Source organism: Enterobacter sp. J49, from assembly GCF_002148625.1.
GTDB lineage: Bacteria > Pseudomonadota > Gammaproteobacteria > Enterobacterales > Enterobacteriaceae > Enterobacter > Enterobacter ludwigii.
This window is the reverse complement of sequence record NZ_MWPY01000024.1, coordinates 139,761-152,143: the sequence shown is the minus strand read 5'-3', so window position 1 is coordinate 152,143 and position 12,383 is coordinate 139,761. Positions and strand designations below refer to the sequence as shown.

At 58.7% G+C, this 12,383-nt stretch carries 13 protein-coding genes; 7 read left to right on the top strand and 6 right to left on the bottom strand.

Translation table 11 applies throughout. From position 1 onward, the window contains the following. The 5 genes from hycE to hycA all read right to left on the bottom strand — a co-directional run bounded on the left by hycE (window position 1) and on the right by hycA (window position 5,605). Window positions 1-1,710, bottom strand: coding sequence for a formate hydrogenlyase subunit HycE (gene hycE / locus BJP35_RS06095; protein WP_073396497.1), 1,710 nt, complete (start codon window positions 1,708-1,710; stop codon window positions 1-3). 15 nt (window positions 1,711-1,725) lie between these two features. After that, window positions 1,726-2,649, bottom strand: coding sequence for a respiratory chain complex I subunit 1 family protein (locus BJP35_RS06090; RefSeq protein ID WP_014171366.1), 924 nt, complete (start codon window positions 2,647-2,649; stop codon window positions 1,726-1,728). A 1-nt stretch (window position 2,650) separates the two neighbouring features. Next, window positions 2,651-4,465: a formate hydrogenlyase subunit 3 gene (gene hycC, locus BJP35_RS06085; RefSeq protein ID WP_086462960.1), complete on the bottom strand. Its 1,815-nt coding sequence runs from the start codon at window positions 4,463-4,465 to the stop codon at window positions 2,651-2,653. Further along, a complete protein-coding gene (locus BJP35_RS06080) occupies window positions 4,462-5,070 on the bottom strand; it encodes a 4Fe-4S dicluster domain-containing protein (RefSeq protein ID WP_014171368.1) in 609 nt (202 codons plus the stop codon). Before BJP35_RS06080 ends, hycC begins: the two co-directional genes overlap by 4 nt. A gap of 70 nt (window positions 5,071-5,140) precedes the next feature. Then, window positions 5,141-5,605, bottom strand: coding sequence for a formate hydrogenlyase regulator HycA (gene hycA, locus BJP35_RS06075; protein ID WP_086462959.1), 465 nt, complete (start codon window positions 5,603-5,605; stop codon window positions 5,141-5,143). Between the two features lie 210 nt (window positions 5,606-5,815). On the opposite strand from hycA, the gene hypA reads away from it, so the two are divergent. The 6 genes from hypA (at window position 5,816) to flhA (ending at window position 11,564) form a co-directional block, all read left to right on the top strand. Next, window positions 5,816-6,166 (top strand): hydrogenase maturation nickel metallochaperone HypA, encoded by a 351-nt coding sequence (gene hypA / locus BJP35_RS06070; RefSeq protein WP_014171370.1) that lies wholly within the window; start codon window positions 5,816-5,818, stop codon window positions 6,164-6,166. A 3-nt stretch (window positions 6,167-6,169) separates the two neighbouring features. Further along, on the top strand, window positions 6,170-7,033 hold the full coding sequence (gene hypB / locus BJP35_RS06065; RefSeq protein ID WP_086462958.1) for a hydrogenase nickel incorporation protein HypB: 864 nt from the start codon (window positions 6,170-6,172) through the stop codon (window positions 7,031-7,033). Continuing rightward, window positions 7,024-7,296, top strand: coding sequence for a HypC/HybG/HupF family hydrogenase formation chaperone (locus BJP35_RS06060; RefSeq protein ID WP_032678854.1), 273 nt, complete (start codon window positions 7,024-7,026; stop codon window positions 7,294-7,296). The genes hypB and BJP35_RS06060 overlap by 10 nt, the downstream gene beginning before the upstream one ends. A 3-nt stretch (window positions 7,297-7,299) precedes the next feature. After that, window positions 7,300-8,421 carry a hydrogenase formation protein HypD gene (gene hypD / locus BJP35_RS06055; protein ID WP_086462957.1) on the top strand — a complete coding sequence of 374 codons (1,122 nt, stop codon included), beginning with the start codon at window positions 7,300-7,302 and terminating at the stop codon, window positions 8,419-8,421. Beyond that, window positions 8,418-9,428 carry a hydrogenase expression/formation protein HypE gene (gene hypE, locus BJP35_RS06050; protein ID WP_086462956.1) on the top strand — a complete coding sequence of 337 codons (1,011 nt, stop codon included), beginning with the start codon at window positions 8,418-8,420 and terminating at the stop codon, window positions 9,426-9,428. Before hypD ends, hypE begins: the two co-directional genes overlap by 4 nt. Window positions 9,429-9,491: 63 nt before the next feature. Further along, window positions 9,492-11,564: a formate hydrogenlyase transcriptional activator FlhA gene (gene flhA / locus BJP35_RS06045; protein WP_020883827.1), complete on the top strand. Its 2,073-nt coding sequence runs from the start codon at window positions 9,492-9,494 to the stop codon at window positions 11,562-11,564. Between the two features lie 66 nt (window positions 11,565-11,630). Here the strand turns inward: flhA and BJP35_RS06040 are convergent, their stop codons facing one another. Then, window positions 11,631-11,975, bottom strand: a complete 345-nt coding sequence (locus BJP35_RS06040) for a nitrous oxide-stimulated promoter family protein (RefSeq protein ID WP_025203370.1) — start codon at window positions 11,973-11,975, stop codon at window positions 11,631-11,633. Window positions 11,976-12,149: 174 nt separating this feature from the next. On the opposite strand from BJP35_RS06040, the gene BJP35_RS06035 reads away from it, so the two are divergent. Beyond that, entirely contained in the window at window positions 12,150-12,380 is a 231-nt protein-coding gene (locus tag BJP35_RS06035; RefSeq protein WP_020883826.1) for a SymE family type I addiction module toxin, read from the top strand. The last annotated feature ends 3 nt before the right edge of the window (window positions 12,381-12,383 follow it).

The following is a 12,383-nucleotide window of genomic DNA, read 5'->3' as shown; positions in this document are numbered from 1 at the left end:
CTATTTCAGCGGCGAGTTCTTACGCTCGATGCTGTAGCGCTCCAGCTCTTTGTACGGCACCACCTGGCTTTTCTTCTTGCGCACATCCACCACCGTCATGCGGTCGGTGCAGGAATAGCACGGATCGAGGCTGCCAATGATCAGCGGCGCATCGGATACCGTATTGCCGCGCAGCATGTAGCGCAGGGTTGGCCAGTTGGCGTAGGTTGCCGCACGGCAGCGCCAGCGGTAGAGCTTCTGGTTGTCACCGGTCATGCTCCAGTGGATATCGTCTCCACGCGGGGCTTCGGCAAACCCCAGCGCAAAGCGGTTTGGAATGTAGGTGAAGCCCTCAACCATCAGCGGACCGCCCGGCAGATTATCCAGACCGAAGTCGATCATGTTCAGCGCGGTGAAGACCTCGTTGATACGCACCTTCAGACGCGAAATAACGTCGCAACCCTGCTCGCTGTGCACGGTCATAGGCAGCAGGCCGTAGCCGACGAATGGATGATCGGCGCGGGTATCGCGGGCGTGGCCGCTGGCGCGAACCATGGGGCCAACGTTACTGAAATCGCGGGCGATTTGCGGATCCAGCCGGCCAATACCGACGGTACGCTGCTCAATGTTCGGCGTGCTGAGCAGCATATCCACCAGCTCCTGAACGTCGCGACGCATCTGCTGCGCCAGCTGGCGGGTCTGGATCATGTCATCTTTCAGCAGATCGCGACGAATCCCGCCGATCAGGTTCAGACCGTACGTTTTACGCGCCCCGGTCAGGATCTCCGCCATCTTCATGGAGGCTTCACGTACGCGGAAAAACTGCATAAAGCCGGAGTCAAAACCGACAAAGTGACAGGCCAGACCGAGGTTCAGCAGGTGCGAGTGCAGACGCTCCACTTCCAGCAGGATGGCGCGGATCATCTGCGCGCGTTCCGGCACCACAATCCCCATGCCGTTCTCCACCGAGGTGGTGTAGGCGGTACTGTGGGCAAACCCGCAGATGCCGCACACGCGGTCAGAGAGGAACGTCACTTCGTTATATCCCATCCGGGTTTCCGCCAGCTTTTCCATCCCGCGATGGACGTAGAACAGGCGGTAGTCGGCATCAATAATATTCTCGCCGTCGACAAACAGGCGGAAGTGGCCCGGCTCGTCAGACGTGACGTGCAGCGGGCCTATCGGCACCACGTTGTTCTTTTTGCTGCCGAGTTCATTGATGAACGCGTAAGTCTCGCTGTCGGTGGTCGGGGCCGGACGCTGACGGTAATCCATGCTGTCTTTACGCAGGGGATAGAGTTCGTCTGGCCAGTCGTCCGGCAGCACCAGACGGCGCTCATCCGGAAGCCCAACCGGGACCAGACCATACATATCGCGCACTTCACGCTCGCCCCAGACGGCGGCGGGCACGCGCGGGGTGACAGACGGGTATTCCGGTTTGTTGGGATCCACTTCGACACGCACGGTGAGCCAGCACTTCTCGCCCTGCTCCATCGACATCACGTAGTAAACCGCATAGTTTCCGCACAGCTGACGCTCGTCGTTGCCGAACAACACCGACAGCCAGCCGCCCTGCTGGTAGTAAAGAAACTCCACCACTTCCGGCAGGTAGTTCACTTTCACGGTCACCGTTATCTGGTCTTTGGTTTGCCAGGACGCCTCCAGCACCACGCCCGGGAAGGCCTGGTGCAACGCGGCGAGATACTGCTGGCCTTTCTTTTCTTCAGACATAAAAACTCTCTTTAATCACGCCACCAGCAAGGAGACGAACGCTAAAAATGCAAAACCAAAACCGGCCCAGGTGATGCGCGACGTCGCCACAAAACGCAGACGCGCCATGCTGTTCTCAAACAGGGCAATCACCAGCACGCCGACAAGTAGCTTGAGCGCGGCAACGACCACCGCCAGCACCAGGCCGGCCGCGGAAAAGTGCGTCATCTGCCCCCACGGGAAGAAGACACCGACAAACATCTGCAGCACCACCAGCTGCTTGAGGCTGATGCCCCACTTCAGCACCGCAAAGCCGTAACCGCTGTACTCGGTCAACGGACCTTCCTGCAGCTCCTGCTCCGCTTCCGCGAGGTCGAACGGCAGTTTGCCCATCTCGATAAACGTCGCGAATGCGCAGGCGCAGAGCGCCAAAAGCAACGGAAGGGAACGGTCCACGGGCCAGTGATACACGGTATGAGTGATAAAGCTGATATGGGTTGACCCCGCGACCTGCGCAGCGACCCACAGGCCGAGCAGCAGGATCGGCTCAACCAGCACGCCGAGCATGGCCTCGCGGCTGGCACCAATCCCGGTAAAGGGGCTGCCGGTATCGAGGCCTGCAATCGCGAAGAAGAAGCGCGCGATGGCGAAGAGGTAGATAAGCGTAATGAGATCGCCCAGCACCGGCAGCGGCGACCCGACGGTGACGACAGGTAACGCCGTGGCGATGGTGAGCATGACGCCAGCCAGCACAAACGGTGTCAGGCGAAAGACCCATCCTGCCGCGTCCGGGGAAACGCTCTGACGTCCCATCAGCTTGAACAAATCACGGTACTCCTGGAGTACACCAGGCCCGCGACGGTTATGCATCCGGGCACGCGCCACGCGGCTCACCCCGGAGAGCAACGGCGCCATGGCAAATAGCACCAGCGCCTGAAGTATTGCCAGTAACAGACTCATGTCAGGCTCCTCGTGAAATCACAATCACAACCAGTACCGCCAGCTCGATCAACGCCAGTCGGCGGAACAGCACGGGCACGGTAGCGCTCTGCCAGCCCGGCACCCACCCCACCGGGTTAAGCCAGTCCCGCAGTTTCAGCACCGCGGCAAAGTTCTCTTTGACCGGCATGGCAAAGCCGTGCGCTGTGATCACCATGGATTGCTCGTGTGCGTAACCGCAAGCCCAGGCGGTACCGCGTGCTCGAGAGGAGAGGCGGTCGCGTCTGAAGAACAGCATCAGCACGAACGGCAGCAGCGGCGCGGCAATCAGCAGCAGCGCAATCATCGGCTGGGACACCGCGGTATGCGCCGTGGTGAGCGGCAGAGGAATGGCGTTACCCAGCAGCGGCAGAAGCCACGGGGCGGCCACCCCGCCCGCGATGCAGCACAGCGCCAGCGCGACAACGCTCGCCCCCATCAATGCCGGCGCACAGCAGGCGTTTTCGGCCTCACGCGTGCGCGGTGCCCCCAGGAAGGTCACGCCGTAAACTTTAGCCATACACATCACCGCCAGCGCACCGGTTATCGCCAGCCCAACCGCCAGCAGCGGGCCGAGCAACCGGGCGATAAACACCTCGCTCTGACCGAGTGCGAAGAAGGACTGATAGATAACCCACTCGCCGGCAAAGCCGTTCAGCGGCGGCAGCGCAGCCATTGCCATCAGCCCCACCAGCATGCACAGAGAGATAACGGGCATTTTTTTGCCGATGCCGCCGAGTTTTTCGATATCGCGATGACCGGTGCGGAACCAGACGCTACCTGCCCCGAGGAACAGGGTGCTTTTAAACAGGCTGTGGTTGATCAGGTGATACAGGCCGCCGATAAAGCCGGCCGCAATCAGCGCCGGTTGATTGAGCGCCAGCCCGGTAACGCCTGCGCCAATACCCAGCAGGATGATGCCGATGTTCTCAAGGGTGTGGTACGCCAGCAGACGCTGGATATTGTGCTCCATCAGGGCGTACAGGCCGCCGACGAAGGCGGTGATCATCCCGGCTACCAGCAGTACAACGCCCCACCACAGCGGCGGCTGCCCACCGGTGAGCGTTATCGTCAGAATGCCGAACAGACCCACCTTCATGACAACCGTCGAGAAGAGCGCTGCGGCAGGCGCGGAGGCATGTGCATGTGCCTGTGGCACCCAGCCGTGCAGCGGGATAATCCCGGCCAGCAGGCCAAAGCCGATCACGCCAAGGAGCCAGACATCATTCCCGAGCGACTGGCCGTTAAGGGCGGAGAAGTCCAGCGTGCCGAAGCGCTGCCACACCAGCCAGCAGGCCAGTGCCAGCAGCAACGTGCCAAGACGCCCCAGCGCAAACCACAGTTTGCCGGAGGTGCTACAGCCCGTAAGGAACACGCCGCACAGCGCCATGATCTCGGCCATCACCACCAGCGCGCCGAGGTTGCTGGCAGTCACGGTACAGACCGCCGCGGCCATCAGCAGATTGACCAGCAGACCGTTGGGCTGGGTGTGCTGATGGCGGTGCCAGTCAATATTAAACAGGCTGATAAACACGCCGCACAGACCAAAGGTCACCAGCCAGATGGCATTCAGCGGCGTAATTTCAACGGTGTGCCGTATCAGCGGCATCACCGCTTCGACAGATTGTCCGCCTGTTAACACGAGGCCACCGGCCACCAGCGTCATCACGCTGCCAACCGCCCCGCCGATACCGGCTATCCAGCCGCTCAGGGTTTTATGGAAAGAGAAGATCAAGGCCAACACAGCGGCGGCGGCAAAATAGGCCACCGCGCTGGTAATCATCATCACCGCGTTCATTTCGCCCCCTCGTTCAGCGCCTGAAGCAGAGAAAGATCGCCGAAATCACTGTTAATGGTCAGCTCACGCTTACGTTTACTGGTGCGAACGATGTCGCGAATATTGACCAGAATCAGCGCCTTCGTCGGGCAGGTACGCACACAGGCTGGCCCTTGTTCATCAAAGCTGCACAGGTCGCATTTGACCGCAACGGCACGCACGCCGGGAACCCAGTCAAGCAGCGTGCTCACCTTCGCCGGCGCAGGTGGCGCTGGCGGCGCTTTCGGGGAGTTGGCATTCGCCGGGATATGCAGTGGACGGCTGCCGGAAAATTCAATCGCGCCGAACGGGCAGGCAATGCCGCACAGTTTGCAGCTCACGCACAGACTTTCATTCAGCTGCACTGCCCCCTCGACACGGGTGATGGCATTAACAGGACAGACTCCCGCGCAGGGGGCATCTTCACAGTGGTGGCAGAGCTGCGGCGCAGACTCTTTTTCATTACGCATGACGCGCAGGCGCGGCATGGACTGTAGCCCGTGCTGACGGTGCGTTTCCGAACAGGCCGCCTCACAGGTTCGACAGCCAATACAGACCGTCGAGTCAGCAATTACAAAACGGTTCACCGGGTCATCCTCTGGTGATAGTCATTTTTGACGAAAAACTGTCTTGTCGACACTTCTCGACACGCAATGGTCAGGCCACGTTCGCTGAGGGATTTCCATCCATCAGCTGTTTCAGGTTGACCGGGAGATCGTGTTCAACAGCGGCGTACAGGCCGTTATAAACCGGCGCGATTTTTTCCAGATAGTGCTCCAGCACCTGCTGGCGATCGCGGTTACTGACGTGACCATCGACCATCCCGTCGGCCATCAGCTGCGCCTTCGCAATACACTGTTTTTCACCTTCTTTTGTTTCGACGTAGTACTCGATGGTGTGGCTGTTGAAGGTGTCTGCCAGGGTGACGTTTATCGTGAAATGGCCGAAGAGCACAAAGCGCATATCCCCCTGCGCTGCACAGCTCATGGCGTGGTGAAGACGGGCTTTTGACAGGGTGATGCCCTGAATCAGAGAGTTGCAGTAAAGGTGCCACTGCTCCTGTAACTGCTGATGGCGCTGCGCAATGTAATCCGCTTTTTCGCTAATTTCCCAAATAGTCATAAAAGGTATCCGGTTAATGGAGATAGCGGCTATTAAGCAGATTCCATGCCAGTTTTTAATGCATTGATTTTTAACTATTTTAATCAAAATAAGCGTGTCAATCGCGCCGTGTCGACGTGTCATTTCGACAGCATTGACATCGTCACGCCTTAACAAAAATCAAGCTGGCACCGTTATTGCATTATCGGGGCAATTCATTGAGGAGGCGTCATGCACGAAATCACCCTCTGCCAGCGGGCCGTCGAGTTAATTGAACAGCAGGCGCGGGCAAACAATGCAAAACGCGTCACCGGTGTCTGGCTACAGGTCGGGGCCTTTTCCTGCGTTGAAACCAGCGCCCTGACCTTCTGCTTTGAGCTGGTGTGCCGCGGCACGCTGGCGGAAGGCTGTGAACTTCATATTGAAGAACAGCAGGCGGAGTGCTGGTGCGCGCAGTGTCAGCAATACGTCACTCTGCTTTCATCGAAGGTTCAGCGCTGTCCGCAGTGCCAGAGCAGCGAGCTTCGCATCGTGGCGGATGACGGCATGCAGATCCAACGTCTCGAAATCGAGAAGGAGTAAAATATGTGTAGTACCTGCGGTTGCGCTGAAGGCAACCTGTATATAGAAGGGGATGAACACCGTCCTCACGCCGCGTTTCGCTCCGCACCCTTTTCACCTGCCCCTCGCCCTGCAGCGGCATTAACCGGTATCACCTTCGCCCCCCGACACTCCGCTGCGGGCGACCTGCATTACGGGCATGGCATCGCCGGTACCCACGCACCGGGGCTCAGCCAGCGTCAGATGCTGGAGGTGGAAATCAACGTTCTGGATAAAAACAACCAGATTGCAGCACGCAACCGCGCCCGCTTTGCCACGCGTAAACAGCTGGTCCTGAACCTGGTCTCCAGCCCCGGCTCCGGCAAAACCACGCTGCTGACACAAACGCTCCACCGCCTGAACGGACGCATCTCCTGCGCGGTGATCGAAGGCGATCAGCAGACGGTGAACGACGCCGCGCGTATTCGCGAAACCGGCACGCCCGCCATTCAGGTTAATACGGGTAAAGGCTGCCATCTGGATGCACAAATGATTGCCGACGCCACGCCGCGCTTGCCGCTGGCGGACAACGGCATCCTGTTTATTGAGAACGTGGGCAACCTGGTCTGTCCGGCCAGCTTCGATCTCGGTGAGCGACATAAGGTCGCGGTGCTCTCGGTGACCGAAGGTGAAGACAAGCCGCTTAAATATCCGCATATGTTTGCCGCCGCTTCGCTGATGTTGCTGAACAAAGTTGACCTGCTGCCGTACCTGAATTTCGACGTGGATAAATGCATGGCCTATGCCCGTGAAGTGAACCCGGATATTGACATTATGCTGGTATCCGCCACCCGCGGCGATGGGATGGACGCCTGGCTGAACTGGCTGGAGAGCGAACGATGTGCATAGGCGTCCCCGGACAAATTCACGCCATTGACGGGAATCAGGCCCGCGTTGAGGTGTGCGGCATATTGCGCGACGTCGACCTGACGCTCGTCGGCAGCACCGACGAAACCGGCGCCTCACGCCTCGGTCAGTGGGTGCTAGTGCACGTGGGGTTTGCCATGAGCATCATCAACGAAACGGAGGCCCGAGACACGCTCGATGCCCTTCAGAATATGTTCGACGTGGAGCCGGACGTCGGGGCATTGCTGTACGGCGAGGAGCGGTAAACCATGCGCTACGTTGATGAATATCGCGCGCCTGAGCAGGTGATGCAGCTGATTGAACATCTGAAAACACGGGCGGCACTGCTGAGCTATACCGCCGAAAAGCCGCTGCGTATTATGGAAGTCTGCGGCGGGCATACGCATGCCATCTTTAAATTTGGCCTCGACCAGCTTCTGCCGGAAAACATCGAGTTTATCCATGGCCCCGGCTGCCCGGTGTGCGTCCTGCCGATGGGACGCATCGACGCCTGCCTTGAGATAGCCCACCAGCCTGACGTGATTTTCTGTACCTTTGGCGATGCGATGCGCGTGCCGGGCAAAAACGGCTCGCTGCTGCAGGCAAAAGCCCAGGGCGCGGATATCAGGATCGTGTACTCGCCGATGGACGCCCTGACGCTGGCCACCCATAACCCCGGTCGCAAGGTCGTCTTTTTCGGGCTTGGTTTTGAAACCACTATGCCCGCCACGGCCATCACGCTGCAGCAGGCCAAAGCCCGCGACATTGATAACTTTTTCTTTTTTTGCCAGCACATTACGCTCATCCCGACGTTACGCAGCCTGCTTGAAGAGCCGGACAACGGAATTGACGCTTTTCTGGCGCCGGGCCATGTCAGCATGGTTATCGGGACGGCGGCCTACGGCTTTATCGCTGAACAGTTCGAACGGCCTTTAGTGGTGGCTGGTTTCGAACCTCTTGATCTACTGCAAGGCGTGACCATGCTGGTTGAGCAGAAAATAGCAGCCCAGAGTGCAGTAGAAAATCAGTACCGCCGTGTCGTCCCCGACAGTGGAAATGTGGTGGCCCAGCAGGCGATAGCCGAGGTATTTAGCGTCGAGGGCGACAGCGAATGGCGTGGTCTGGGGCTGATTGCTGAGTCCGGCGTGCGCCTGACGCCAGCCTACCGGTCGTTCGACGCCGAAGCCCACTTCCGCCCGCAGCCGCAACAGGTGTGGGACGACCCGCGGGCCCGCTGTGGCGAAGTGCTCACCGGCAAATGCAAACCCCATCACTGCCCGTTATTTGGCAACACCTGTAACCCGCAAACGGCTTTTGGCGCGCTGATGGTCTCTTCCGAAGGGGCGTGTGCCGCGTGGTATCAGTATCGCAATCAGGAGTCTGAAGCATGAATACGGTTGAAATGGCACACGGCAGCGGCGGCCTGGCGATGCAGCAGCTGATTAACCGTCTGTTTATGGACGCGTTTGATAACCCCTGGCTGGCGGAGCAGGAGGATCAGGCCCGCATTGACCTCTCCACCCTGACCGCGCAGGGCGACAGGCTGGCCTTTTCCACCGACAGCTACGTGATTGACCCGCTGTTCTTCCCGGGCGGCGATATCGGCAAGCTCGCGGTCTGCGGTACGGCAAACGACGTGGCCGTCAGCGGTGCTGTTCCGCACTTTCTCTCCTGCGGCTTTATCCTTGAAGAGGGGCTGCCGATGGAGACGCTCTCTGCGGTCGTCAGCAGCATGGCGCACACGGCACGCGAGGCGGGTATCGCCATCGTCACCGGCGACACCAAAGTGGTCCAGCGTGGCGCAGCCGACAAACTGTTCATCAATACCGCCGGCATGGGGGCGATCCCTGCCGACATTCACTGGGGCGCGCAGCAGCTTGCCGTCGGCGACGTGCTGATCGTCAGCGGATCGCTGGGCTGCCACGGGGCGACGATCCTGAACCTGCGTGAAGGCCTGGGGCTGGACGGAGAATTACGCAGTGATTGCGCGGTACTGACCCCGCTTATCCAGACCCTGCGTTCCCTTCCAGGCGTGAAAGCCCTGCGCGATGCGACCCGCGGCGGGGTTAACGCCGTGGTACATGAGTTCGCGGCGCGCTGCGGTCTGGGTATCGAACTCACTGAACGCGCGCTGCCCGTTAAGCCTGCCGTTCGCGGCTTGTGCGAACTCCTCGGGCTCGACCCGCTAAACTTTGCAAATGAAGGCAAGCTGGTCATTGGCGTGGAGCGCGCGGCGGCCGAATCCGTACTTGAACAGCTGCGGGCACATCCTTTCGGGAAAGAGGCCGCGCTGATTGGTGAAGTGGTTGAGCGCAAAGGGGTGCGCCTGACCGGGTTGTATGGCGTCAAGCGGACGCTGGATCTGCCGCACGCGGAACCTTTACCCCGCATTTGCTAGAACCGCGCCAAAAGCGGTCAGCACTGACTTTCTCTTTTTTGCCAGTTTCTATTGGAAAGCAATATGCCGTATACACCGATGAGCGATCTTGGACAGCAGGGCCTGTTTGACATTACGCGCACACTTTTACAGCAGCCCGATCTTGGCGCGCTGAGCGATGCCCTGACGCGGCTGGTCAGGCAATCAGCGCTGGCAGACAGCGCCGCAATTGTGCTCTGGCATAGCGCAAGCCATCGCGCGAGCTACTATTCAACGCGCGACAATGGCAAAGCGTTTGAGTACGAGGATGAAACCTACCTCGCTCATGGTCCTGTCCGGCGTATTCTTTCCCGCCCGGAGGCGCTGCACTGCAATTTTGAGGAATTCCGCGAAGCGTGGCCGATGCTGGCGCAGAGTCAGTTATACCCGCCTTTCGGCCACTACAGCCTGCTGCCACTGGCGGTGGAAGGGCATATCTTCGGCGGCTGCGAGTTTATTCGTCACACCGACCAGCCGTGGAGCGAGGCGGAATACGAGCGTCTGCACACCTTCACCCAGATTGTGGCCGTGGTCGCAGAGCAAATTCAAAGCCGCGTCACCAATAATGTGGATTACGACCTGCTGAGCCGCGAACGTGACAATTTCCGGATCCTGGTGGCCATCACCAACGCGGTGCTTTCGCGCCTCGATATGGATGAGCTGGTCAGCGAAGTCTCAAAAGAGATCCACCACTATTTCAAAATCGACGCCATCAGTATTGCGCTCCGGGGGCACCGGAAAGGCAAGCTGAACATCTACTCCACCCACTATCTTGATGAGGCAAACCCCGCCCACGAACAGAGTGAAGTGGATGAGGCGGGCACGCTCTCTGAGCGGGTATTTAAAAGCAAAGAGATCCTGCTGCTCAACCTCAACGAGCAGGATGCGCTCGCGCCTTATGAGCGGATGCTGTTTAACACCTGGGGGAATAAAATCCAGACGCTGTGCCTGCTGCCGCTGATGTCCGGCAATACTATGCTTGGTGTCCTGAAGCTGGCGCAGTGTGAAGAGGGCGTCTTTACCACCGCCAACCTGAAACTGTTGCGCCAGATTGCCGAGCGTATCTCCATCGCACTGGATAACGCGCTGGCCTATCAGGAGATCCACCGTCTGAAAGAACGGCTGGTGGATGAAAACCTGGCGCTGACGGAACAGCTCAACAACGTGGACAGCGAGTTTGGCGAAATCATCGGCCGCAGCGATGCCATGTACAGCGTGCTGAAACAGGTGGAGATGGTGGCGCAAAGTGACAGTACGGTGCTGATCCTCGGTGAAACCGGCACCGGTAAAGAGCTGATTGCCCGTGCGATCCACAACCTCAGCAACCGTAACAGCCGCCGCATGGTGAAGATGAACTGCGCCGCTATGCCCGCAGGCCTGCTGGAAAGCGATCTCTTTGGCCACGAACGCGGCGCGTTTACCGGTGCCAGCAGCCAGCGTCTGGGCCGTTTCGAGCTGGCGGACAAAAGCTCGTTGTTCCTTGATGAAGTGGGCGACATGCCTCTGGAGCTGCAGCCCAAACTGCTTCGCGTCTTGCAGGAGCAGGAGTTTGAACGTCTTGGCAGTAACAAACTTATCCAGACTGACGTGCGGCTCATTGCCGCCACCAACCGCGACCTGAAAAAAATGGTCGCCGACCGCGAGTTTCGAAGCGACCTCTATTATCGCCTGAACGTCTTCCCAATCTGCCTGCCGCCCCTGCGTGAACGGCCGGAAGATATCCCTCTGCTGGTCAAAGCGTTTACCGCCAAAATAGCCCGCCGGATGGGCCGCAACATCGACAGTATCCCCGCCGAGACGCTACGTACCCTCTCCTCGATGGAGTGGCCGGGTAACGTCCGTGAACTGGAAAACGTCATTGAACGTGCGGTATTGCTGACGCGCGGTAACGTACTGCAACTCTCCCTGCCCGAAGTTTCCCTGCCCGAAACCCCGGTTACAGCCACCGACGTGGCGCAGGAAGGTGAAGACGAATATCAGCTGATCATGCGCGTGCTGAAAGAGACTAACGGTGTCGTGGCCGGACCGAAAGGTGCCGCCCAGCGACTGGGGCTAAAACGCACCACGCTGCTCTCGCGCATGAAACGTCTCGGGATTGATAAAGAGAGCCTGGTGTAGCGTCATTCTGGCTGAGATCCCGCATGCAGGCGTTGGGATACGGTTGTCAGCGAAGCGCCTGAACGGTTACTTTTTCGGGCGATACTTTTCCGGTAATTCCGGTACCGGGCGACGGTCATCCATCAGGTGGCGTACCGTCAGGATGGGATGACGCCATAACATACGTGGGCCAGCCCAGCGCATCACCTGCTTCATCTCTTCGCGCCTGGCAGGCTGATAGCAGTGAACGGGGCACTGTTTACAGGCGGGTTTTTCCTCACCAAAAACGCATTTATCCAGGCGCTTATTGGCATACGCTTTCAGCGCCTGATAATGCCCCTCTTCCTGCGAAGCCTGGGGACACTGTGTTTCATACAGCGCGATCATTTTCGCGATCGTCGCTTTCTCACGTGCAATGCGTTTTCCGGACATAACGGCTCACCAGACAATAAAGTGCATTTATAATACGCCTTTCAGCTACTGATTTCAGGTGTTGCATTCTGTTTTCTGAAGGCTGATTCCAGTATTAAGCCCACGCCTGCAGTAAATCACTGGTATTTTATACAGCGTCAGGAATGACCCTTGTCCACGTTGTCCGGAGGCCGTATGCACGAGATCGCTATCACCAAATCCTATCGTCATTTGAAAGTGGGGTATTTCAGAAAGCGTCATGAAGACCGTAACACCAAGATACCCAAACGCTACAGCGTGCATGCGGCGCTGAGCTTAAAGGGCGACTGGCTTGAAAAAGCGGGGTTTACCACCCATTCGCAGGTCAGAGTAGGGGTTGAGCATGGAAAAATTGTCATTGAGTTAGTGCAGGAAGGCACCTCGTAAAGC

What these genes read in the sequence shown, in the direction of transcription:
- BJP35_RS06060 (WP_032678854.1), top strand. Translation starts at nt 7,024, where the DNA reads ATGTGCATAGGCGTCCCCGGACAAATTCACGCCATTGACGGGAATCAG.
- hypB (WP_086462958.1), top strand. Translation starts at nt 6,170, where the DNA reads ATGTGTAGTACCTGCGGTTGCGCTGAAGGCAACCTGTATATAGAAGGG.
- hycC (WP_086462960.1), bottom strand. Translation starts at nt 4,465, where the DNA reads ATGAACGCGGTGATGATGATTACCAGCGCGGTGGCCTATTTTGCCGCC.
- hypA (WP_014171370.1), top strand. Translation starts at nt 5,816, where the DNA reads ATGCACGAAATCACCCTCTGCCAGCGGGCCGTCGAGTTAATTGAACAG.
- hypE (WP_086462956.1), top strand. Translation starts at nt 8,418, where the DNA reads ATGAATACGGTTGAAATGGCACACGGCAGCGGCGGCCTGGCGATGCAG.
- hypD (WP_086462957.1), top strand. Translation starts at nt 7,300, where the DNA reads ATGCGCTACGTTGATGAATATCGCGCGCCTGAGCAGGTGATGCAGCTG.
- hycE (WP_073396497.1), bottom strand. Translation starts at nt 1,710, where the DNA reads ATGTCTGAAGAAAAGAAAGGCCAGCAGTATCTCGCCGCGTTGCACCAG.
- BJP35_RS06090 (WP_014171366.1), bottom strand. Translation starts at nt 2,649, where the DNA reads ATGAGTCTGTTACTGGCAATACTTCAGGCGCTGGTGCTATTTGCCATG.
- flhA (WP_020883827.1), top strand. Translation starts at nt 9,492, where the DNA reads ATGCCGTATACACCGATGAGCGATCTTGGACAGCAGGGCCTGTTTGAC.
- BJP35_RS06035 (WP_020883826.1), top strand. Translation starts at nt 12,150, where the DNA reads ATGCACGAGATCGCTATCACCAAATCCTATCGTCATTTGAAAGTGGGG.
- hycA (WP_086462959.1), bottom strand. Translation starts at nt 5,605, where the DNA reads ATGACTATTTGGGAAATTAGCGAAAAAGCGGATTACATTGCGCAGCGC.
- BJP35_RS06040 (WP_025203370.1), bottom strand. Translation starts at nt 11,975, where the DNA reads ATGTCCGGAAAACGCATTGCACGTGAGAAAGCGACGATCGCGAAAATG.